The sequence below is a fragment of the uncultured Paenibacillus sp. genome (assembly GCF_963515335.1).
Classification (GTDB): domain Bacteria; phylum Bacillota; class Bacilli; order Paenibacillales; family Paenibacillaceae; genus Paenibacillus_I.
Map to the genome: position 1 here is coordinate 1 of NZ_CAUPYC010000041.1, position 22,827 is coordinate 22,827.

Annotated in this window: 21 protein-coding genes and 1 pseudogene; 19 read left to right on the forward strand and 3 right to left on the reverse strand. The window is 58.2% G+C overall.

What is annotated here, in order from left to right; translation table 11 throughout:
- The first annotated feature begins 469 nt into the window (after positions 1-469).
- From RWM61_RS13305 to RWM61_RS13330, 6 genes and pseudogenes are all read left to right on the forward strand, one after another.
- Positions 470-1,385 (forward strand): annotated as a pseudogene (locus RWM61_RS13305) (ABC transporter ATP-binding protein).
- On the forward strand, positions 1,385-2,116 hold the full coding sequence (locus RWM61_RS13310) for an ABC transporter permease (RefSeq protein WP_314001527.1): 732 nt from the start codon (positions 1,385-1,387) through the stop codon (positions 2,114-2,116). Before RWM61_RS13305 ends, RWM61_RS13310 begins: the two are co-directional and overlap by 1 nt.
- 1 nt (position 2,117) lies before the next feature.
- On the forward strand, positions 2,118-2,423 hold the full coding sequence (locus RWM61_RS13315) for a hypothetical protein (RefSeq protein WP_314001529.1): 306 nt from the start codon (positions 2,118-2,120) through the stop codon (positions 2,421-2,423).
- Between the two features lie 70 nt (positions 2,424-2,493).
- Positions 2,494-3,336 carry a delta-lactam-biosynthetic de-N-acetylase gene (pdaA, locus tag RWM61_RS13320; protein WP_399538607.1) on the forward strand — a complete coding sequence of 281 codons (843 nt, stop codon included), beginning with the start codon at positions 2,494-2,496 and terminating at the stop codon, positions 3,334-3,336.
- Positions 3,333-3,809 (forward strand): divergent PAP2 family protein, encoded by a 477-nt coding sequence (locus RWM61_RS13325; RefSeq protein WP_314001531.1) that lies wholly within the window; start codon positions 3,333-3,335, stop codon positions 3,807-3,809. Before pdaA ends, RWM61_RS13325 begins: the two co-directional genes overlap by 4 nt.
- Before the next feature lie 395 nt (positions 3,810-4,204).
- Positions 4,205-4,498 (forward strand): hypothetical protein, encoded by a 294-nt coding sequence (locus RWM61_RS13330; RefSeq protein ID WP_314001533.1) that lies wholly within the window; start codon positions 4,205-4,207, stop codon positions 4,496-4,498.
- A gap of 74 nt (positions 4,499-4,572) precedes the next feature.
- On the opposite strand, the gene RWM61_RS13335 is transcribed toward RWM61_RS13330, so the two are convergent.
- On the reverse strand, positions 4,573-6,765 hold the full coding sequence (locus RWM61_RS13335) for a hypothetical protein (RefSeq protein WP_314001535.1): 2,193 nt from the start codon (positions 6,763-6,765) through the stop codon (positions 4,573-4,575).
- A 191-nt stretch (positions 6,766-6,956) separates the two neighbouring features.
- Between RWM61_RS13335 and RWM61_RS13340 the strand changes: the two genes are divergently transcribed.
- From RWM61_RS13340 to RWM61_RS13355, 4 genes are all read left to right on the forward strand, one after another.
- Complete coding sequence (locus RWM61_RS13340) at positions 6,957-7,817, forward strand: basic amino acid ABC transporter substrate-binding protein (RefSeq protein ID WP_314001537.1); 861 nt, start codon at positions 6,957-6,959, stop codon at positions 7,815-7,817.
- A gap of 82 nt (positions 7,818-7,899) precedes the next feature.
- Positions 7,900-8,553, forward strand: coding sequence for an amino acid ABC transporter permease (locus RWM61_RS13345; RefSeq protein ID WP_314001579.1), 654 nt, complete (start codon positions 7,900-7,902; stop codon positions 8,551-8,553).
- A gap of 5 nt (positions 8,554-8,558) precedes the next feature.
- Positions 8,559-9,281, forward strand: coding sequence for an amino acid ABC transporter ATP-binding protein (locus RWM61_RS13350; RefSeq protein WP_314001581.1), 723 nt, complete (start codon positions 8,559-8,561; stop codon positions 9,279-9,281).
- A gap of 165 nt (positions 9,282-9,446) precedes the next feature.
- Positions 9,447-10,430 carry an aldo/keto reductase gene (locus RWM61_RS13355; RefSeq protein ID WP_314001539.1) on the forward strand — a complete coding sequence of 328 codons (984 nt, stop codon included), beginning with the start codon at positions 9,447-9,449 and terminating at the stop codon, positions 10,428-10,430.
- A gap of 348 nt (positions 10,431-10,778) precedes the next feature.
- On the opposite strand, the gene RWM61_RS13360 is transcribed toward RWM61_RS13355, so the two are convergent.
- On the reverse strand, positions 10,779-12,599 hold the full coding sequence (locus RWM61_RS13360; RefSeq protein ID WP_314001584.1) for an LTA synthase family protein: 1,821 nt from the start codon (positions 12,597-12,599) through the stop codon (positions 10,779-10,781).
- 445 nt (positions 12,600-13,044) lie between these two features.
- Here RWM61_RS13360 and RWM61_RS13365 point away from each other — a divergent pair, with 445 nt between their 5' ends.
- The 6 genes from RWM61_RS13365 to RWM61_RS13390 all read left to right on the forward strand — a co-directional run bounded on the left by RWM61_RS13365 (position 13,045) and on the right by RWM61_RS13390 (position 19,311).
- Positions 13,045-13,971, forward strand: coding sequence for an NAD(P)/FAD-dependent oxidoreductase (locus RWM61_RS13365; protein WP_314001541.1), 927 nt, complete (start codon positions 13,045-13,047; stop codon positions 13,969-13,971).
- Between the two features lie 333 nt (positions 13,972-14,304).
- Positions 14,305-15,852 carry a phospholipase D family protein gene (locus tag RWM61_RS13370; protein ID WP_314001543.1) on the forward strand — a complete coding sequence of 516 codons (1,548 nt, stop codon included), beginning with the start codon at positions 14,305-14,307 and terminating at the stop codon, positions 15,850-15,852.
- 368 nt (positions 15,853-16,220) lie between these two features.
- Positions 16,221-16,760, forward strand: coding sequence for a general stress protein (locus RWM61_RS13375; RefSeq protein ID WP_314001546.1), 540 nt, complete (start codon positions 16,221-16,223; stop codon positions 16,758-16,760).
- Between the two features lie 34 nt (positions 16,761-16,794).
- Complete coding sequence (locus tag RWM61_RS13380) at positions 16,795-16,983, forward strand: hypothetical protein (RefSeq protein ID WP_314001548.1); 189 nt, start codon at positions 16,795-16,797, stop codon at positions 16,981-16,983.
- A 768-nt stretch (positions 16,984-17,751) separates the two neighbouring features.
- Complete coding sequence (locus tag RWM61_RS13385) at positions 17,752-17,973, forward strand: response regulator (protein ID WP_314001586.1); 222 nt, start codon at positions 17,752-17,754, stop codon at positions 17,971-17,973.
- A gap of 843 nt (positions 17,974-18,816) precedes the next feature.
- Positions 18,817-19,311 carry an effector binding domain-containing protein gene (locus tag RWM61_RS13390; RefSeq protein ID WP_314001550.1) on the forward strand — a complete coding sequence of 165 codons (495 nt, stop codon included), beginning with the start codon at positions 18,817-18,819 and terminating at the stop codon, positions 19,309-19,311.
- A 142-nt stretch (positions 19,312-19,453) separates the two neighbouring features.
- On the opposite strand, the gene RWM61_RS13395 is transcribed toward RWM61_RS13390, so the two are convergent.
- Complete coding sequence (locus RWM61_RS13395; protein ID WP_314001552.1) at positions 19,454-19,984, reverse strand: DoxX family protein; 531 nt, start codon at positions 19,982-19,984, stop codon at positions 19,454-19,456.
- 343 nt (positions 19,985-20,327) lie between these two features.
- Here RWM61_RS13395 and RWM61_RS13400 point away from each other — a divergent pair, with 343 nt between their 5' ends.
- The 3 genes from RWM61_RS13400 to RWM61_RS13410 are packed head-to-tail and all read left to right on the forward strand — an operon-like array spanning position 20,328 to position 22,592.
- The gene (locus RWM61_RS13400; protein ID WP_314001588.1) at positions 20,328-20,789 is read left to right on the forward strand and encodes a glutathione peroxidase; all 462 of its coding nucleotides are present in this window, start codon (positions 20,328-20,330) and stop codon (positions 20,787-20,789) included.
- A gap of 25 nt (positions 20,790-20,814) precedes the next feature.
- Positions 20,815-21,900 carry an asparaginase domain-containing protein gene (locus tag RWM61_RS13405; protein ID WP_314001554.1) on the forward strand — a complete coding sequence of 362 codons (1,086 nt, stop codon included), beginning with the start codon at positions 20,815-20,817 and terminating at the stop codon, positions 21,898-21,900.
- A 38-nt stretch (positions 21,901-21,938) separates the two neighbouring features.
- Positions 21,939-22,592 (forward strand): hypothetical protein, encoded by a 654-nt coding sequence (locus RWM61_RS13410; RefSeq protein ID WP_314001556.1) that lies wholly within the window; start codon positions 21,939-21,941, stop codon positions 22,590-22,592.
- Positions 22,593-22,827: the final 235 nt, after the last annotated feature.

The following is a 22,827-nucleotide window of genomic DNA, read 5'->3' on the forward strand; positions in this document are numbered from 1 at the left end:
TTCTTTATTTATCCAGTTCATCCACTCGAATTACACGGCTATGAATATTTCAGGTTAATACCTCCTTGAAGATAAATTGATCGTAGCTTGGTCTAGATGAAGAACATAACACATACGATAGTACAACAAACGATAAAAGTATGAACCCCTCCTTCACCTGATTATAAAACCCAATTACCCATAACTACCCAACTAGTTAAGGATTTTGGGTTATTTGCTATTTTTAATAGAATAACCTCGTTTTGTATATAGCATTATTTAGCTATTTATGTCGAATCCATATTAACCTGTGTCCTAAATTATAAACAAGAATAATTCCTACTTACTAACAAGGTCTTCTGAGAGGATCGTTGCTTGATGTCCGCTTCACACGGCGGACGTGGTCCCGCGTTTTTAAACGGATTTTAAACGAACGCTTCCTTTGGATTTAAGCTGCGCCCGGTAAGATGGTTGTTGAGGTGATATTCGTATGAACGAATGGGTAGCAGAGACGAACGGCCTGAGCAAAAAGCTCGGAGGGCGCGCGGTCGTCAGCGATTTGAACATGAAGATCGGCAAGGGAGATATTTACGGCTTTCTGGGGCCGAACGGCGCGGGCAAAAACGACGTCGATCCGCATGCTGCTCGGTCTGGCGAAGCCGACGGCCGGCAGCGTCCGGATTTTCGGGCGGGACATCCGCAAGGAGCGGCTGGCCGTGCTGCGAAAAGTCGGGTCGCTGGTGGAGTATCCGTCGTATTACGGCCATTTGAGCGCTTACGACAATCTGGAGGCGGTCCGCCGCCTGCTGGACGCGCCGAAATCGCGCATCGACGAGGTGCTGGCGGTCGTGCGCCTGACGAAGGATGCCAAGCGGCCGGTGAAAGGTTATTCGCTCGGCATGAAGCAGCGGCTGGGCATTGCGACGGCGCTGCTCGGCGATCCCGAGCTGCTCGTGCTCGACGAGCCGACGAACGGGCTTGACCCTGCGGGCATTCTCGAAATCAGGGAGCTGATCAAAAGCCTGCCGCAGCAGAAAGGCGTGACGATCCTCGTATCCAGCCACCTGCTGTCGGAGGTGGAGCAGATGGCGACGCGGGTCGGCATTATCGCGAAGGGGCGGATGATTTTTCAGGACGGGATCGAGCAGCTGCGCCGCCGGGCGGGCAGCGGAATCCGAATCACTGTCAGCGACGGGGAAGCGGCCTGGCGTCGGCTGCTCGGCGAAGGCTATCGCGCCGAACGAGACGGCAGCCGTCTCCTCATCGGACAGGCGCCGGACGACAAAGTGGCCGCCATGGTGGGTTCGCTCGTGCGCGGCGGGTTCGATATTTACCGCGTGGAGGAGACGGGCGGATCGCTCGAGAGCATTTTCCTCGAAATGACGGGCGGGGAGGGAAGCCTCTGATGGGCGCCTCCATGCTGGTTCGCGTCATGTCCGCCGAATGGCTGAAGCTGCGCCGGACGATGATTCCGTTCCTGATCGTGCTTGGGCCGCTCGGCGTAGCCAGCCTTCAAGCGGTCAATTTCGGGCTCCGGTACGATTATTTGACGAAGCAGTACGCTTCCGACCTGTGGGGCGGCTTGATCGGCAACGTGGCGATGCTGATGGTGCCGACGCTGTTCATGGGGCTTGCCATAATCGCTTCGATGACGGCGGGCATGGAGCACCAGATGAACGTCTGGAAGCAGACGCTGGCCTTGCCGGTGTCGAAGACGTCCGTCTTTGCCGGCAAGTTTCTGCTTGCGTCGCTGCTGCTGCTCGGCTCCAGCGTGCTGCTGGCGCTGCTGACCCTGGCGCTCGGCGTTTCACTCGGCTTTGAGCTCAGCGGCGTGCCTTACGGGAAGCTGGCGGCGGCGATCTTTTACCCCTATCTGGCCGTGATGCCCTTCATAGCCCTGCAGGTATGGCTGTCCGTCACGATGTCGAACCAGGCGATCCCGCTCACCGTCGGCATAGCAGGCACCGTGTTCTCGATGTTTGCCGGCAGCCGCTTCGGCGATTGGATGCCCTATAGATGGCCGTACCTGCAGAATGCCGCCGATGAGCCGTTGTACTCGGCCGCTGCGGGCGTCATGCTCGGCGCAGCCGTATTCGCGGCCGGCCTGTATGAATTTGTCCGGAAGGATGTGAAATGACATGCTGCGCATGTATCGTTCCGAGTGGATGAAAATCCGCAGGAGCTTTGTCTGGCTGTTGCTGCTCGCCAGTCCGCTGGTCGCGGCTTTATTGGGACTGCTGTCCGTTAACCGGGAGGGCGAGTTTCCGTGGCTGATCGTGCTGTCGATGATGGCCGAGCTGCTCGCCATGCTGCCGAGAGGCATGGGTCCGAACGAATTCGGTGCGTTCGGCATATCGGCGGTGACGCTGTTCGTCATCATACTCGGCAGCTTTGCGGTGTTTTTCGCCGGCGGCTGGCTTTATTTCACGCGCAAGGCGGTATAAGGCGGGCGGCTGTGCGGGCATATTACCCTCGAATGAAATTTTGGGCGAATCGGGGGTTTTTGCCGTGCGAATGAGGAAAATGGGGCCGTTGGCCGCGCTGTTGCTCGTCTCCGCCATGATGACCGCCATCGGCATTCAGGCCGCGTCGGCCGGGAAAATGGCGCCGGCGGCCGCCGGGGCGTTGGAGCAGCCGTATCATTTCGGATTCAAGAAGAGCCGGGGCGGCAGTCCCGCCTCGATCGACCAGGAAGGATTCAAGCCGCTGCTGCAGCGGCATGGGGCGATTTTCACCGGCAATCCGGCGCGCAAATCGCTGTACCTTACTTTCGACAACGGCTACGAGAACGGGTACACCGCGCCGATCCTGGACGTGCTTCGCACGAAAAAGGCGCCGGCGGCCTTTTTCGTCACCGGCCACTACGTCAAGGATCAGCCCGAATTGTTGAAGCGGATGGTGCGGGAGGGGCATATCGTCGGCAACCATTCGTGGAACCATCCGGATATGACGACGATTCCGGACGACCGAATCCGGGACGAGCTGAACAGGGTCAAGCAGGCGGTGGCGGAGCTGACCGGCCAGCGGGAGATGCGTTTCCTGCGCCCGCCGCGCGGGATTTTCAGCGAACGGACGCTGGCGGTCAGCAAGGCGCTCGGCTACACGAACGTGTTCTGGTCGGTCGCCTACAAGGATTGGGAGACGAACCGGCAGCGCGGCGCGCAGTTTGCGTTCGACAGCGTGACGGCGCAGCTGCATCCGGGGGCGATCATTCTGCTGCATTCGGTATCGAAGGATAACGCGGAGGCGCTGGGCCGGATTATCGACGAGGCCCGCCGGCAGGGATACGAGTTTGAGAGCCTGGATCGGCTGGATATGCTGTTGGATATGACCGGAACGGGGGGAGGGGCGGCATGAACCGGGGGCTCATTACGGCATTGACGGCGATAGGCGCGGCGCAGGTGCTGAAAATCCCGTTCGCGTTTGCGCGGCGCCGGGAGTGGGATTTGCGCCATTCCGTGGGCTCCGGCGGAATGCCGAGCTCCCACTCCAGCGGGGTTGCAGCGCTTGCGGTGTACACCGGCATTCGGAGCGGCTTCCGTTCCCCGGCGTTCGCGCTGGCGACGATGCTGGGCACGATCGTCATGTACGATGCGATGAACGTGCGGCGGCATGCCGGCGAAATCGCGATTCAGGTGAACGATTTGGACGCGCATGTGGAGCGGCTCGCCGGCCAGGCGCCGGGGGTCTACCACCTCCGCCGCGAGAAAAAGCTGAAGGAGAACATCGGCCATCAGCCGGCCGAGGTGTGGGCGGGCGCCCTGCTCGGCGCCGCGATCGGCGCGATCGGCGCGATGACCGGCCGCCGGACATGGTGGAGGCGGCGGTGAAAGAGGGCTGCCCGTTTGTACAATGGTGCAGCGTGGCTGGGTTAATAGCGATTGGGATAGGCTCAACAGCTTGACAGAAGAAAAAACGGTTATAGCATAATAACAAGTAATCTCCCCGCGAGTAACGGAGGTTTCAGAGAATATTACTCATGAGTATGTTGGTCCTCCGGGGATGACGGGGACTCAAAAACGTAGAATATTATCCACGAGTATGCAGGGAATTCCCTCCTTAACAAAGGAGGGAATTTTTTATGGGGGAGAATAATGAGATTAAGTTCAGTGTCTGATGATTTTTTCAAGTTATGCGCTTTTGACAGTGAGTTGCTGCATAATCAAAACCGAACGACCTTATTTGCTTATAGCCAGGCTTAAATATAGAGGAGAAAGACGGGAATTTGCAATCCCGTTTCGTTCACATCGATCAAGACACTTACTACGCCATTGTCCATAAGGTCATAAACGATAATCTCCCGATGATCGTGCGAATGGCGCAGGAATATCTCTCTAAGTATGAAAGAGGGGTTGCTCCCGCTTATTGCACTAATATTGATGCGATATTATTAGCTTTATACCCGGAACTGCAGGTTGTGGAGGTTGCTGCGGCACAGGCAAGTTCAGAAATAAAAAAGCCTTCTAAAATAGAGGTTCCTGCAAAAGCTCGCTTTTGTACAAATCGAGTCTTAAACTGAAAAAATATGGTGCAAGCGAGAAAGCGGTCCGTTCCTGAACTGGGAGCGGACTGCTTTTGCCTTTATAAGCTTAGCTAAAGACGGCCCGAACGTTCCCCGCCCGCAATCGCAAAAGGCATAACGATAATGATCTCGCAGCCCCAAGGCTTGCCCGACGGTGATAATCCCATCGCGGCCGGCGGCGTGCCGATGGACATTTCGCCGCCGAGCAGCCGGACGCGCTCCATCAGCGCGGATAAGCCCGTGCCGGGCTTGGCCCCTCCGTAGGACGAGCCGTCGTTGAACAGCCGGAAGCTGAGCCGCTCGTGCGCCGCCGACAACCGGAAACGGAAATGGGAGCATGCGCCGTGCCGGATCCCGTTCGTTAATCCTTCCCGGAGCGCATCGAGGATCAGCTGCTGCAAGATGCCGTCCGCGGCGTCCAAGCGGGGCGCGTCGATGTCGGCGTCGATCCGGACGCCGCCGGTCGCAGCGGCTTTGCCGATCAATGCCCGCAGCGCATCCGCAAGGCCGAACGGCTCTCGCCCGGCCTCCAGCGTCCGCACCGGGCGTCTGCCGACGCTCGGTCCTCCGACGCTTGGTCCGTCGACGCCCGGTCCGTCGACGCCCGGTCCGCGGGCGCCCGCATCCTGTTCCCGTGCGGCATCCGCAAGGCCGTGCGTCCGTCCCGCTGCGGGCAGCTTCACCTGCATCTCCACCGCCGCCGCGGCCGGCGTCGGCTCAGCCGGAATCCTGTCTTCGGGATGCGGCACCACCCGCTTCGCGCCCGGCAGACGGGGCTCTGTGCCGTCTGCCTTCTTCTCCCCTTGCACAGGTTGAATGCCATTGCTCCTCAGCCGCTCGATATCGGCCATGCCGTTCACCATATGCCCCGTCCGCCTGTCGAGCTCCTCCAGCGTCCGATTGCGGCGAACCAACTCATCGGCGTAAGCTTCCAACCGGCCGTGCGCCGCGGCATAGCGGACAAACAGCACAATCGTCAGGCAGACGATGAAGGCCATGAAGCCTACGGGCAGCATCAACTCGAACAGCCCGGCCAGCGCCCGGTAGAAACCATACACAGAGGTCTGCGCCTGCGCCTGTACCGTCGCATTGAAGGCCAGATGGAGGAGGGCCGCGGCCATCAGCACGCAATAAGCGATGCCAAGCCAAAGCGTCTCCCTCGTCAAGCTGAGAAAAGCGTGGCGGATGAGCGAATACGAAATGGCGCCGAAGACGGCGATGAAGAACAAGGGAAACCAGCGCGTCATCATTTCTCCGTACAAAGGCGCATCGAACAAAGCGGTTGCGGCGGCGGTCGCCGTGAATGCAAGCGCAGCGGCTTTCAGCCAGGCGTAGAGCCTTCGGTAAGCGCAGCGCAGCGCCTGGTCGTAAAACCCCAGCACCGCCAGTATGGCGACCGGCAAAAGCAGCTCACGCCAGTAATAGAGCTGACCGGCCCACGGGAGGAACCATTGGAGCGACACCGACAGCAGCAGGAAGCCGATTCCCGCGGATAGACAGAGCAAAGCAAACCAGCCGCATATCCTGTCCTTCGGCCGCCAGGCGTACAGACAGAGAGAAATGAGGGCGATCGCCAGACATAGCACGCCGAATGCGTACCATCGCCACTCATAGTCAAGCCAGCCGAAAATCATCCCGACCCGTGTGCCGATCATGAGCCAATTGGCGGTCACCGGTTGGCGGTCCCATTCCAGCCGCAAATACAGCGTTTTGCCCGCGTCGCCTTGCTGCAGCCGAACCGGGTGCAGCTTCATCAGCGAAGTGTAGCGCCCCCGAACGCCGGCCGGTTGGTAGCTGTATACCCGGTTGTCAGGCGTATCGATAGAAACAGCGACGTTCTTGATATTATGCAGAAACAGATAAGGATCCCGCCATTCTGCAAGCGAGGGCAAATCCGTGCGAAGCCATAATATGCCTCGGTAACTTGCCAGCTTCGGATAATCCCGGGGGGTAAAAGCGGTCCAGGCCGCACCCTGCTCTCCGGGCCGGTCGCCCCAATGAACCTGCCAGCCCCCTGTCGCGTAGCGCGCGATCCGATCCTCCTCGTCCAGCATGCCGCCGCGGCCGTCCGGCTGCGCGGCGCCGGCAAAGCCGGCAGTGCCGAACGATGGAAGAAACAGGGCAAGGGCGGCGGCAACAGCGACAAACGACCGCAGCCAGCGTCTCCATTGTACCGTTGTAATCAGTATCTTCTTCGGCCGTTTGACAGCCGTATGGCGTTCGCGCGCCCCGCGTTTGGCATATATGGCGTCGGTCAGCAGCATAAGGCAGCTCCATTTTCGGCGGATTGGTTATTTTTAACTATAGTATAGTGGACAAACAGGGTTTCAGGGAAAGGAATTTTTACTGGAAAATATGCCATCTACCTGACATTGCCACGAAAATAGAATTGCCACTTGGGCGATTTCCTGATAAAATTTTCACAAACTATGCAAGTCCAATTGGGAGGTTTGACATGAAGAAACGTTCGTTGTGGGTTATCGCTTTAACTTTGATTATAGCTTTGGTAGCCGCCGGCTGCGGCCAGGGCGGGGGCAACGGCGGCAACGGGGGCGCCGACGCGAACAGCGGGGCAGGCGGAAACGGCGGCAATGCCGGAGGCGAAGGCAAGGCTTACAAATTCGCCACCGACGCCAACTACGCCCCGATGGAGTTCATGGATAAGGACAAGATTACAGGCTTCGACATTGACTTCCTGACGGCGGTTATGGAAGAAGCAGGCTTGAAATACGAAGTGACCAATACCGGTTGGGACACGATGCTGACAAGCGTGCAGCAGGGTACGGAATACGACGCGGGCATTTCCAGCGTCTCGATCACCGAAGAACGTAAGCAAACGTATGATTATTCGGCGCCATACTTTGAATCGACCAATATGATTCTGGTGAAGGAAGACAGTCCGATTCAGAATGCGTTGGATCTCAAGGACAAGAAGGTCGGTGTACAAGTGTCTACGACTGCCGAGTCGTTGATGATCGAAATCATGGGCAACGACAATACGGACCTGAAACGGTTTGAGAGCAATACGCTGGCCCTGCTTGAATTGGATGGCGGCGGTGTGGACGCGGTAGTGGCCGATAACGCGATCGTACAAGAATATGTGAAGAACAATCCCGACAAGAAATTCAAGGCGATCCCGGATCCGGCCAATTTTACCTCCGAGTACTACGGCATCCTGCTGCCGAAGGGCAGCGAGTTGAAGGCTAAACTCGACCCGGCTATTAAAGCCGTGATCGAGAACGGGAAGTATGCGGAAGTGTATAAGAAATGGTTCGGTGAAGAGCCTAATACGGACAATCTGCTGAAAGCGGAATAGAAAGCGGAAGAAGAGGGAAACGGACATGCGTGACAGTTGTGTCGCGCATGTTTTTTCCGTAAAGGGAGAAAGGGGAACCATGGTGGATTTCCGGTTTGATATCGTAGCGGAGTACGCTGCATTGATCCTGAAGGGAACGATGCTTACCATCGGCATCTCTATTTTGGGCATTATTTTCGGATCGATTCTGGGTCTGGCGGTCGGCTTCGGCAAAATGTCGAAACGGTGGTTTATAAGCTGGCCGATGCATGCTTACGTCAACTTTTTCCGCGGGACACCGCTGCTGGTACAAATTTTGATCGTCCATTTCGGTGTGGTGCCGTTGTTTCTCGATCGTACCGATGCCGTTATCGCCGCGATCGTGGCGCTGTCCTTGAACAGTGCCGCATACTCGGCCGAAATTTTCCGGGCGGGGATCCAATCCATCGACAAAGGTCAGACGGAAGCCGCGTACGCCCTTGGCATGACCCATGCGCAGACGATGCGCCATATCATTTTGCCGCAGGCCGTGAAACGGATGATTCCCGCATTCGGCAACGAATTTATCGTGTTGATCAAGGATTCGTCGCTCGTTGCGATCATCGCCGCGCCGGAGCTGATGTATTGGAGCAACGCCATGCGCAGCGAATATATGCGGGTATGGGAACCGTATTTAACGGCGGCCTTCATCTACCTCATTCTTACCTACAGCCTGAGCAAGCTGCTTGCTTACGTGGAAAGGAGATTGAGGACATGAATCCGATCATTGAAGTGGCGAATTTATCGAAGTCGTTCGGCTCCAATGCGGTGCTGCGCGATATCAATATGACGGTGGACCGGCAGGAGGTCGTCGTCATTATCGGGCCTTCGGGTTCGGGCAAATCGACGCTGCTGCGGTGCCTGAATTTGCTGGAGCAGCCGCAGTCCGGCGATATCCGGATCGAGGGGCGCTCCCTGATGGACAAGAAAACCGACATCCGTGAAATCCGCACGGAGGTCGGCATGGTGTTCCAGCAGTTTAATCTGTTCCCGCATCTGAAAGTGATCGACAACATCACGCTGTCCCCGGTTCGCGTCCGGCAATGGCCGGTCGAGCGGGCCCGCTCGAAAGCGATGGAGCTGCTGGAGAAGGTCGGGCTTCCGGAAAAAGCCCACGCTTATCCGGGTTCCCTGTCCGGCGGACAAGCCCAGCGGGTGGCGATCGCCCGGGCGCTTGCGATGGAGCCGAAAATATTGCTGTTCGACGAGCCGACCTCCGCGCTTGATCCGGAGATGGTCGGGGAAGTGCTCGGCGTCATGAAGGCGCTGGCCAAGGAAGGGATGACGATGGTCGTCGTCACGCATGAAATGGGCTTTGCGCGCGAGGTCGGCGACCGCGTCGTGTTCATGGAAGGCGGCGTCATTGTGGAACAGGGCCCGCCGGAGGAGCTGTTCGAGAATCCGAAGCACGAGCGGACGCGCGCGTTCCTGTCCCGGGTTCTGTGAGAGAAGCGGGTTGCGCAAAAGGGGAAGGCCGCACGGAGCGTATGCGTATGCTCCGCGCGGCCTTTTTTGGCGTGCTGAAAGTTTGGTTGCCGGCTTGCGAAGCCGGCGTCGGGGGGGCATAATGGAGGGGAAAACGACTACAGGGCGGAAAGGCGGTTGGGTTACATGAAATACAGACAGCTCGGCAACACCGATATGCGGATCAGCGAAATCAGCTTCGGCACTTGGGCCATCGGCGGCTCCTGGGGTTCTACGGACGACGACACCTCCCTGGAGGCGCTTGCGAGAGCGATCGATGCGGGCGTTAACTTTTTCGATACGGCGGACGTTTACGGCGACGGCCATGCCGAGGAATTGCTCGCCAAGGCGACGAAAGGGCGCGAGGACGAGATTTACGTCGCGACGAAATTTTGCAGGGCGGCGGATATTCACGACCCGGCGGTGTACCGCTATGAGTCGGTCAGGGCGTTCTGCGAAGCCAGCTTGCGAAGGTTGGGGCGCGAGCGGATCGACCTGTACCAGGTGCACTGTCCACCGATGGAAATCCTGCGCGGCGGCGAGGTGTTCGAGGTGCTGGACAAGCTTCGCGCCGAAGGCAAAATCCGCGAATACGGCGTCAGCGTCGAATCCGTCGAGGAAGGGCTTGTCAGCTTGGGGTATCCGAATGTGAAGGCGCTGCAGTCTATTTATAATATTTTCCGCCAGAAGGCGGGCACGGAGCTGTTCCCCAAGGCGCATGCGCAAGGCGTCGGCATTCTGGTCCGGCTGCCGCTGGCGAGCGGGCTGCTGACCGGCAAGTTCACGGAAGCGACGACCTTCGAGCCGGACGACCACCGTCATTTCAACCGGAACGGCGAGAGCTTCAACGTCGGCGAGACGTTCGCGGGCCTGCCGTTCGAGAAGGGCGTCGAGCTGAGCCGCGAGCTGGCCTGGATCGCCGAAGGCCGGACCAATATGGCGAGCGCCTCGCTGCGCTGGATTCTGGACAATCCGCATATCAGCTGCGTCATTCCGGGCTTCAAAAACACGACGCAGGTGGAAGCCAATCTGCGCGCCGCGGTCGAGCCGTCCTTCACGGACGAGGAGCATGCCAAGCTGCGCCGCTTCCACGACGAGCGGGTGCTCCCGCACATTCGCGGCCCATATTAACTAACTAAGCAAAAAACCTTGTCCATGGGTTGACGGATAAGGTTTTTTGCATGTGGAGCTTCACCCGAAGGAGCTTAACCGATTACAGCGCTTTGAGCGCCAAAATCCTCAAAGTCATCGCTCGAAGTGTATTTTATTTTCAGGATAGATACGGGGAACGAACGTTACCTATTCTGCGAGTTGGATTTTCTGCCATTTGATTCAACCGGGCCCCGCTGCAGGGTGTCGATTACGGGGAGGGCAAATAAGCGACGGAATGCAGGTTGGAGGGCGGCGGTGAGCGGAAGGTACGGTGGTTGGCGGACGGAACGGAAAAAGGAACCGTCGCCGATTCCTTTTTATGAAGCCTTATTCGTTTTCCGCAGCCTTAGCCTTGTCCGGCAGCTGCAGCAAATAGCTGTTCGACAGCTGCAGCAGCTTCAGCGCATTGTCGTATTCGAGCTCGAACACGACGCTCTCGTCGCCGGCGTTGCCGGAGAGCGGATACCGCGTGCCGTCCGGGTAGCCTTCGCCCGGCATAAACAGCGTATTGCCGGTCAGCAGCGATCCCGACGGCAAATAGTAGCGCTGCGGAAGAATGTTGTAGCTCTGGTTCAGCAAATCCTGACCGAAATGGATATACCCGTCGAGCGGGATGCCCATCAGGTTGGCGATCGTCGGCAGCACGTCCGCCTGCCCGCCCAGCTGTTTGAACACCTCCGGATAGGTGACGCCATTCGGACCTTCGGAAGCGATGATCAAGGGAATATTGATCATGTCCGCATAGCCGTATTCGCGCCCGTAAATTTCTGCCATCAGCTGTTTCTCGTCGCTGTCGAGCGAATAAATCGGCAGCCCGAGGTGATCGCCGTAAATGACCACCAGGCTGTCTTCCCATACGCCGTTCGCCTTCAGCTCCTCGATGAACTTGCCGAGTGCGTAATCCGCGTAATTCTGCGCCTCGAGATAATCGCCGACAATGGTGTCCTGATAGCGTTCCGGCAGCGCGAGGCGGATTTTCTCCTCCGGCAGCGTGTACGGATGATGGCCCGACATCGCGAGCACCTGCGTGTAGAACGGTTGGCCGGAATCGTTCATCCGCTTCAACTCGCCGGCCGTCTTCCGATACAGGACTTCATCCGAAGCGCCGAAGAATACCACGTCCTGGCGTCCAAAAAATTTCTCGTCATAATACCGGTTCCAGCCGAGCGAGCTGTACAACTCTCTGCGGTTCCAGAATTCCACCGTGTTCGTATGGAACGTGGCGGTCTGGTAGCCTTGCGCGCTCATAAGCCTGGGCAGACTTGGCAGCACCTTATCCACATAGCGCATTGTGGCTGCTCCGGTCGGAGGGACGTAGAAGGACGTGTTGACGACGAACTCCGCATCCGATGTGTTGCCTTGTCCCACCTGCTGGTAGAACCGAGGGAAGTAAAAGTTCCCGTTCACGAGTTTGTTCAGGTTCGGCGTAATTTCGGTGCCGTCGACCTTCAGATTGACGAGGAAGTTCTGAAACGATTCCATCTGGATCATAATCAGGTTTTTCCCCTTGGCAATCCCGTTGTATGCCGGATTAGCAGGCGTATCGATGCCCTTCAGCTTGTTGATCGCCGCCTGCGTGATTTCCGATTTATCGGTCAGCTCGACCTCGTCGTCCGCCAGAATCGCGTAAGCTTCGTAATTCAGAATGCCCATCTCGCCGGCCTTTACACGCTCGTTCATGCTCGCCCGGTTCGGCAGGATGTTCATCAGGCTGATAACGAGCGAAATGGTGAACACGGTGATGAGCAGACCGCGTTTCTCCCGGCGGTGATTCAGCGACTTCCACGCCGGCGTTTTCCGCTTGCGGAAGAACAGGAAAGCGAAAATGAGAATGTCGGTGAAAATAAACAGGAAATATGGCTTCAGCAGCGAGAACACGCTGTTGCCGACGGCTGTCGCCTGATTGGCCTGCTCCAGCGCCCGGAACGTCGGGATGACGCCGTAGTACGTGTAGTACATCATGACTGAGAACAGAATGCCGGTGAGCACCAGATTGGCGATCAGATAATAGAGCATTTTTCGTTTGGCTGCGAACGCCTCGATCAGGCTGAACGCGATCCAAATGAACGGGATTTCGGTCACGAGCGGCGATAGCGGCGGCGTCTTCTCGAACACGACGAACCAGACCAGATATACCTTGAGCATCATGATAAGCGAGAATAACGGAAAAGGCCGAAAGCCGGGAACCTTGAGGGCCTTGCTGATAAATGCCGTTGTCAATGCAGCGCACCTTCCTTTGCAAGAGAAACAGGCCGGAGACGGTAAAGCCCGCGCCGGTCCTGAGAATTGGGAAAAAATGAAAATGTTATTTTTTTATTAATAGAATCTATTATGATACGCAAGACCGGCGTTGTCAAAAGGGATCCGTTCCCTTTGACTTGCAGGCAACCCGACCTCGTCCCTCTTGCCGCGTATACTATACTTACTCTATTTGTAAACGTAATATGAACATCTTATGCTTAGACGACCCGGTTGTTGAAAAAGTTTTGCCGCACAGGCGTGACGATCCGGCGAACGATGCGGCGCCAAAGTTTAGCGGACCTGCTCAGGCGGTATAATGTAGGAAACAACGATTAGCGGGAGGAGTCCTTCCATGATATACGATTGCGCGATTGTCGGGGGCGGCATTGCGGGCACGCAAGCCGCGGTCCAGTTGGGAAGGTACCGTCATTCCGTGGTCGTGATCGACGCCGCCGACGGCCGCTCCACGATGTGCCGCAAGTATCATAACCTGCTCGGCTTTCCGGACGGCATCGGCGGACCGGAGCTGCGGGCCATAGGGCGCAAACAGGCCGAGCGGCTGGGCGTCCAATATATCCGCGGCCGGGCTACGGCGGCCAGGCAGGAAGACGACGGCTTCCTGGTCACGGTAGGCGATCTGGCGGAGGTGCGCGCCAGGCGGCTGCTGATCGCCACGGGCGTGAAGGATCGGCTGCCCGATTTACCGGCGCTTATGCCCTGTCTCGGCATTTCGGTCTTTGTATGTCCCGATTGCGACGGCTATGAGGTGGCGGACCGCAGGACGCTGGTGCTCGGAGCGGGCGAGGCGGGCTTGTCGATGGCGCTGGAGCTGACGCATTGGACGCATAACATCGTGTACATCAACCACGAGATGAAGCCGGTATCGGTGGACAAGCTGGCCGGCCTGATCGAGCAGGGCATCGCCTATATCGAGCAGCCGATCCGCGAGCTGCTGACCGAGGATGACCGGCTCAAGGGCGTCTTGCTGGCGGACGGTTCCGTCATGGCCGGCGACCGGGCTTTCGTGGCTTTCGGCGGCAACGACGTCCGCTCGTCGCTGGCGGGCCAACTGGGCGCGAAGCTTGCGGGCAACCGGCATATCGTCGTCGATCCGCGCACCAAAATGACGAGCGTCCGCCACGTATGGGCCGCCGGCGACGTCACCCTCCATTCGGAGCAGGCCGCCGTCGCGATGGGCGACGGCAACCAAGCGGCGATCTGGATGCATAAAAGCTTGATCGGACACGTCAATTGGAGCAAAGCCGGCACGCTGTCATGAACGGCTTCAAGGGGCGGACGACGGCACCGGGGGAATGAAAAACGACCGCGAAGAGGCGAGTCTCTTCACGGTCGTTTTTGCTTCGCGATGGGCGAGTGCGTGTGTGGCGAGCTTGCCAAGACGGCCCTGGTCGGCTTCGGCCGGTAATTCCAGGCAAAACCGGTCTCGGCATCGAGTTCCAGAGTGTCGCGATCAGCGGTTGGAGCTGAGCGCAAGCCGGCGGCGGCTTTCTCATGGGTCGCGCGGCGGCCGCTCTTCTTGGTTCAAGGCCGCTTGGCGCCGGGTAAAGTTACTTCATCGAGGAAAGCAACCCGGAGAGGAGTGGCATGCAGCATGCATTCACCTGCCGCACAACCGAATGTCGCCGCCGAGATGCCGCCGCAAAAGCAGCAAGTCCAAACGAAACGGCCGGCTATCCGTATCCGCAGAAGATGGATCGCGGCGATTCTCTGCCTTGCGCTGTTCGCATCCGTCGTGCTTTACCATACGAACAAACCGCTGCCCGAAGGGCTGTCTTTTGAGAGCAAAGCCTACTATACCGGCTCCGTATCGTTTCTTCAAAACCTGTCCTTTGAGCGAGGAGGAGAGCGGGTCTATGAGGATCAGATCTACGCCGCTTGGGCGGAGGCGATCGCGCGGGCGGAGCACTGGATCGTGCTGGATACGTTCATGCTGGACGGCTATCAGGACAGGGATGCCGGCTTCCCGCCGCTCACCAAGGAAATCACCGACAAGCTGATTAAACAGAAGGAGCGGTATCCGGAGTTGCGGCTGATCGTGATTACGGACGAGATCAATATGATGTACGGCTCCTACCCGGCGCCCGCGGTCGAGCGGCTGAAGGCGGCCGGCGCCGAAGTTTTTTTCACGGATCTGGATAAGCTGCGGGACTCGAACCCGCTATACTCGGGCTTCTGGCGCATATTCGCCCAATGGTTCGGCCAATCGGGCCGCGGCTGGGTGCCCAATGCGCTAGCCGATACGGCGCCGGATTCCACGCTGCGTTCGTACATGAAGCTGCTTAATGTGAAGGCTAATCACCGGAAAGTGATGCTCACCGATAAAACGGCCATCGTGTCATCCGCCAACATCCACGATGCGAGCGCTTACCACAGCAACATCGGCTTTCAGTTCGAGGGACCGATCCTGAAGGACGTATGGAAGGCGGAGCAGGCGGTCATCCGGATGTCCGGAGGTCCCGAAATCGACCTCGATTTCACGAAGGCCGGCCTGGCTTCCAACAAAGGCATCGTGGCGACGGCCGATTACAAATTTGCGAGGCCGGACCGCGCCCAGATTCGGCTGCTTACGGAGGGGAAGATCGCGGACCGGGTGATCCGGAGCATCGACGAGGCGAAAGCGGGCGAACGGATCTGGATCGGCATGTTCTATCTGGCGGACAGGGATATCGTGAAAGCGCTGCTCGGCGCCGCCGAGCGCAAGGCGGATGTCAGGCTCATTCTCGATCCCAACAAAAACGCGTTCGGCCAGCAGAAAACCGGGCTGCCGAACATCCCCGTGGCGGCCGAGCTGACGGAACGTTCGGACGGAGCGGTGAAGATCCGGTGGTATAAAACGGGCGAAGAGCAGTACCATACGAAGCTGATGCTCATTCAGAAGCAGGAAGAGGCGATCGTGATCGGCGGGTCGGCAAACTTCACGCGGCGCAACCTGGACGACCTGAACCTGGAAGCGGACCTGATGATCGAGGCGGAGAACGGGTCGAAAATCGTCGGCGAGGTCGAAGGCTATTTCGAGCGCTTATGGGACAACAGGGACGGCGTATATACGCTTCCTTATGAAGCGTACGACGCGAAGCTGCCGTTCGTGAAGCAGACCGCCTATGCGATCCAGAAAATGCTCGGATTTACGACCTATTAACGTTGAACAGGTGGTACTGTGACTAAGTAAGGTGCATTTTCTACACCTTGTTTAAAGCGGTCGGGGGGCAATGGGACATCAAGGTGCATAGAGTACACCTTGTTTCGCGGTTTTCGGCCAAAACTCGGAAATGGGATCAACAAGGTGCAGGTTTTGCACTTTGTTTGGACAAAACGGGTGAAACGGCGAAAACAAGGTGCAGGTTTTGCACCTTGCGCCTTTAAGGCCCGTTTGCATCGGTCCTTTTGTTTTCGTTTCCGGCGGGAAGGGTAAGAACTTATGCAACGGGCCGTCCTGCCGAGCCTGCGGCCTTAAGCGGCCGAATGGCGAAGGCGGCGGTGCGAATCGATAGACGGGAGGAAAAGACAATGGCTAAAGAACGGAAAATCGTGGGTGTGTTCGACCGTGAGGATGACGCAATCAACGCCATCGAAGGCTTGAAGCGGCAAGGGTACCGTACGGAGGAAATTTCCGTCATCGCGAAGGATAAGGATGAGTTGTCTTATGTAGCGGATGAGACCGGCACGAAAGCGCCGGAAGGCTTGGCCGCGGGCGCTACCGCGGGCGGCATGCTCGGCGGCATCACCGGATTGCTTGCCGGAGTCGGCGCGCTCGCCATACCGGGTATCGGTCCGATCATCGCGGCCGGTCCGATCGCGGCGACCCTTACGGGCGCGGCAGTCGGCGCGGGCGCCGGCGGCCTTGTGGGCGGCTTGATCGGCATGGGCATTCCCGAGGATGAAGCTGAACGCTACCGCGGATTCGTGGAGGAAGGCCGCATTCTTGTGCTTGTGAATGCCGATGCGGAGCGTGAGCATCATGCTTATGAAACCTTTCGCACCAACCGATCGCTGAACGCCGATATGTATCAAACCGGTATGGGCAGCACAACCGGCCGGCTGGATTAAGGAAGCGGTAGAACGAGAGAGGAGGGGATAGGCGATGCCTTGGAGAAAAGGCGACTACCCTGAATCGCTCAAAAACTTCAGCCCGCGCGTCAGGGACAAGGCGGTGGAAATCGCCAACGCGCTGCTGAAGGACGGATACGAAGAAGGCCGCGCGATCGCGATTGCGACGTCCCAGGCCAAGGAGTGGGCGCACAACCACCCGGACGATTCCTACGGACGGTAAATGCCGAAGGCTTCGGCGTGCCGGGATACCGTCGCAATGTTAAATGGCTTGAATAGAAAAGGCGCGTTCCATTGTTTACCGTGTGACGGTCGCATGGGAATGCGCCTTTTTGGCGGCTCAAGAAAGGCCTGGCAATGGGGTTTCCGCATCCTTTTAGCCATTATCCCGTTCGCTCAGAGAGAGTGTAGTGTACGGCCTTCTTTTGACCATTATCCCGTTCGCTCAGAGAGAGTGTGGTGCGCGGACTCGGAGAGCGTGGACGTATGGACAAGTCGGCGGGAATGCGGAATCGCACGCTCAGCGGTCATTGGGCGGGAAAAGCGGACCAGGGCGGCAAATACCGGAGTCGGCCGCCGTAAATTTTCACGCTTGTCTAACACGCACATAATATTCTGATAACGATCGGATATTATGCTGGGAGCATCAACAAGCAAAGGAGATGCCTCCGACATGTATTACGATGAGGATCGGGAGCCCTATGAAGAGCCGGTGAAAAAAACATCCGAGGACAAAACGGAATACAATCCCGACAAGGAAAAAGAAGAGTAGTCTCTCCACGGAGAAGAGACACTCTTCTTTTTCAATATTGGCCTGCCCAAAGGTAGATCTTCCGGCCGCCGAAAGTCCGTCACGGAGGGGCAAGCCCCCCCGAATAATGGCGGATTCCGGTGAAAAAGGCGAAAAGCGTACGAGGGAGCGAAAATTGCGCCCTCAGCGATGGTTGGCCGGCAAAAGCGGCGCGAGGGAGCAAAATTTACGGTGCCGGATATGGAGGGCGTCGAGGCGCTCAGGGAAATCCGCAAGGCGGATCCGGGGGCCAAAGTCATTATGTGCACGGCCATGAGGCAAAAAACGAGATCATCGAGTCGATCAAATGGGGGCGCCGTCGACTTCATCGTCAAGCCGATCCGGGGCCCACGGGTGCTGGAAGCCGTTACGAAGGCGCTATCCAGGCAAAATAAAATAGGAATGCCGCTTATGTGTTCATAACCGGCATTCCTAATTTACGTTTAATGAACTATTCAATTGTTCCAAGCACACTCCAATCGACAACTTTCGTTGTTTCCCTTATATTTGGTGTTGCTTTACTTGCCTTGAAATTTTGTTGCCTTTGTTACCTGGCTTGCATGGTCTTGCATGTGTTATCCAGGCTTTCCTAAGGCCTGTATTCCATCCGACTGACGTCTCCCGGGTCCCGCATATCCAGTCGCCGGATGTACGACGATTATCATCTCGCCCTCGTTCCGACGGGTTTGTGTCCGCTTCACGCGTCTCGCTGTGAAGCAGATTGCAGATATGCTTCGCTTGCCTGTTTCAACGGTCTATCCCCTCTCCGATTTGATATTTATATCATTTTCAATCCAGGACGCTGAATCCAAAGGGATTCGTTGTCGTTCGAGCGACCATGTCCCGAATTGAAAGATATAAACGCTGTGCTCGTTGCGGTGATATATCGTTGTTGCTTGTCTTTATCATAACCCCTTATTTAAATATTGTAAATATTCAGATAACTCCAATATACCCGGAAAAAGCTGGAGATCGCGCCTAGAGGCGGCCGATGCTCCGGTTTTCTTACGATTTCTGATTATTTCACACGAGCATTTCATCCTTCGGCAAGAGCTGCAGATCGCCGGTTTTTTCGACACAAATCCCGCCCCGTAGGGCAGGCCCCCCGCCAAAAGCGGGTAAGTTAAGATATAGCCCCTATGCGGCTTATGAGGGTTATGCGGCCTATGCGGGCTATCGGCCAATGCTGGCCAATGCTGGCCAATGCTGGCTATGCGGCCAATGCTGGCTATCCCCGGCAAAACGGAAGCGAAGGAGGCGTGCGGCATGATCAAGATGGAGCCTGAGGTCGTGGCGTTGAAGGAGATGCGGATCGGAGGCGTCTACATCGAGGCGACGGAGAAGGACTGCGGTCCGCAGAGCGCCGCGGATGAACTGTGGCGGGCATTCCGGGGCAGCGCGCGCTGCTTCAATAAAGAGGCGGAGCCGAAAAATCCGATTCCCACTTATGTCGTTTATACGGAATACAACCGGAGCGAGGATGGCAAATGCACCATTATGATCGGGCATGAAGTGACCGGACGAGGCGGTCCGGCGGGCGACGGATGCCGAATCGTCAGGCTGCCGAAAAGCCATTACGCCGTCTTTACGACGAGGCGGGGGCCGGCGCTGAAGGTGACCGCGGAAACGTGGCGGATGATCGACGTTTATTTCGCGGCGTCGTCCTATCGGAGGCGGTACACGGGCGATTTCGAGCTGTATGACGCGCGGGCGTCCGATCCGGACAATGCGGTGGTCGATATTTACGTTGCCGTTGAGTAACGCGGGATACTGGCAGCGACGGGAACGGAACGGCACAGCCGAACGATAACTCGTCCGGCGGACCGGGTATCCGACGCGCACAGCCGAACAACAAATCGCCCGGGCGGCACGTGCCGCCCGGGCGATTTGTTGTTGCCGTGTGTTAAACCTGGAAGCCTGTGCCCGTCGCGGTGCCTTTCGGCTTGCGATGAAGGACACGGTCAATGCCTTTGTGGAGCAGCGGCAGGACGTAGCGGTCGAGGCCGAAGCGGCCGGCGTTGGCGCCTGCGACGATGATGAGCGTTCCGAGCAGCACCAGCCAAGGGTTCGTGCTTACGGTGCCGGCGAAGAGGAACATGAAGTTCATCATCAGACCGAAGAACATGGCGGCCGTCGTCAGCGTGCCGAGGATGAGTCCGAGCCCGACGAGCGTTTCGCCCCAAGGGATCAGGACGTTGATCAGCTTGGTGTTCGGGATCGCGAAGGCTTCAAGGAACCAGTTGTACGTCGGGTAGACCAGCTCGCCGGTTTTGGCGGCCACCGGTTTGCCCGTCGCCCCTTTCAGGAATCCGCCGGCGTCGAATCCGCCCGTAAGCTTGCCGAGGCCTGCGTCGAACCATTGCCAGCCGACATAGAGGCGAAGCAGTAACAGTGCTGCAGCTGCGTAAACATTCTCTCTCCAAAATTTCATCATGACCGTTCACTCCCCAATAGATTTTAATGCTGTGCTTGCGTGTAAGGCGGTTTGGATAATTGGTTGTCAGGCAGATCGAGAACGGGATCGGGATGCCGAAGCGATTGAAGGCTGCATCGGGTATCACTCCTTTACGATGCTTGGTATTACTTGGTGTTCCTTATGGCTTAAGTATAGAGCGAAAACGGAAAATATATTGTGAATATTATCACAATGTTTGACTTGTTTTTGGTTATTTTGACGCGCCGAATCCGGCGTGATAAAGTGTAGGCACATGGCGGCGGGAGGCGGTTTATCGCCCCGCCGGCAGGGATGATCCGAGGAAATGAAGGAGGAAGAGCATATGTCGATCCACCCGTTCACGGCCCGCACGATCAAGGGCGGGGAGATGCCGCTGGAGGCGTTTGAGGGCAAGGTGCTGCTCATCGTCAACACGGCCAGCAAGTGCGGCTTGACGCCGCAATATGAAGGCTTGCAGAAGCTGTACGATACCTATAAGCACCGCGGGCTGGAAATACTCGGCTTCCCGTGCAACCAGTTCGCGGAGCAGGAACCGGGCAGCAACGAGGAGGTCGAACGGTTCTGCAGCGTCCATTACGGCGTTACGTTCCCGATGTTCGGGAAGGTCGACGTCAAGGGCGAGCATGCCCATCCGTTGTTCGTCTATTTGACCGGAGGCGACGGGGAGAAGATTCCGTGGAATTTTACGAAGTTCCTGATCGATCGGCAGGGAAATCCGGTGCAAAGGTTCGACCCCAAGACGGAGCCGGAGGATTTGAAGCAGGACATCGAGGCTTTGCTCTAAAAGGCTGACGGAGGGAGGAGTAGGCATGCGGGACGCGATCCGGGTCGTCTTCACCGGCGGGACGATCGGCAGCCGGAAAAGCGGCAAAGTCATCGACGTCGACGATGCGATGGCGTTCGAGCTGCTGGGAAGGTACCGCGGCCTTGAAGGCGCGCGGGATATCGCTTTCGATACGGCGCAGCCCTATCAGGCGCTGAGCGAGAATCTGAACCCGGCGCATTGGACGGAGCTGATTGCCTGTCTGCTTGAGCGGGCGCCCGAGCAATACCGGGGCATTATCGTGACGCACGGCTCGGATACGCTGCCGTTCACCGCGGCGGCGCTCAGCTATGCTTTTGCCCACGCGCCGGTTCCGATCGTGCTTGTCGCCGGCGATTACCCGCTCGGGGACGCGCGCAGCAACGGGCTGCGCAACTTCGCGGCCGCCGCCGACTTCATTATGGACGCCGCGCTGCCGGGCGTGTACGCGACGTGGGCGAACGACCCGGGCGCGTGCGCCGTCTACCTGGGGACCCGGGTGACGGAGGCGCTGCCGTTCACCGACCGGTTCGACGGCCCCTACGGCACACCGTTCGGGTATATGCGGGGAGGCTTGTTCGAACCGGCGGCGCACGAGGTGAATCCGGAGGTGTCCGCCTTGCGCGCGGACCGGACGCCGGCCGTGCCGCCCGAGCGCGTGCGCTTTTCCACCGGCATCCTGTTCATCCGGCCGTATCCGGGACTGGATTACCGCTTATATCGTTTCGACGGCGGCGGAGGCGCCGCCCGTCGCAAGCCGGCGGCGGTGCTGCACGGCTTGTACCACTCCGCGACCGCCAATGTGCAGGCGGCGGAGGGCTTCAGCTCCTCGTTCGAGGAGTTCGCCGCCTATTGCGCTTCACAGGGCATCGACGTCTATGTCGCGCCCGTGAAGGCGGCGGATGCCGACCAATACCGCTCAGCTGCCGGTTTTCTCGGCCAAGGCATGGTCGTCGGGCTGCCGAAAATTTCGGTAGAGGCGGCGCTCGTCAAGCTGATGCTCGCATACGGCACGTTCGATTCGGCCATGGAGCGCGACCGGTTCCTGGGCGGCAGCGTTTTTTTCGAGCATCACGAGGGCGGACAATGGTGAACGGATAGCATCGCCTGGGGCTTGTCCTTCTGCTGATCATGCTGGCCGTTCGCGCATTAACGCTGGAAGGCGCGGGAGAGGGCGAGGCCTTTTTCCTCCGGCCGGACTTCTCCAAGCTGACCGGGGAGGCGGCGCTGGTCGCGCTCGGACACGCCTTTTTCTCATTGTCGCTCGGTATGGGCATTATGATCACTTACGGGGCGTATGTGGAGCGCCGACAATCGCTCGGCTCGGCGGCGCTGGCCGTCGGCGGCTTGTTTTTCATTCTGCTCGCCATCGCGGCACTCACCTCGGCGGTGTCCATCCTCGAGGTTCCGGTCGCGTATGTGCGGGAGAAATTCGGTTTGAGCCGGTCGAAAGCGGCCGCGCTTACCGGGATTGCGTGCTTCCTGGTCGGTCTGCCGTCGGCGCTGTCGGCCGGAGACGCGCTGCCGGGCCTCCGGTTTGCGGGCAAATCATTCTTCGACTGGATGGACTTCATTTCGTTGAACGTCATTTTGCCGGTCGGCGGGCTGGCGGTCTCGGTGTTCGCGGGCTATATCTGGCAAAAGGCGGGCGAAGAGGCGGGAATCTCGGCCGGGTGGTTCCGGGTATGGATTGCCGCGCTTCGTTGTCTGGCGCCGATTCTGCTGCTGCTGGTCATGCTGAATCTGGTCGGCTTTCTGCCGTGGCTGCAGAAGCAGCTTTGGTGACGAAGGCGGAGGGCGAAAAAATTTGTGGAGGCCGGTGCCTGGCGGGGGCGGCCTTCAGCGCGCAAGCGGGAATGGCGCGGTGCTTGCACCGTGTAAGGCTGACCAAAAGCCCAACGCAATCATAGCCATGCCTCCCCTGCTTGAGAGCTTGATCCTGCGATGTCGTTCGGCAACGCGCAAGGTGCAAAACCTGCACCTTGTTTTCATCTTTTCACTCGTTTTGTCCAAACCAAGT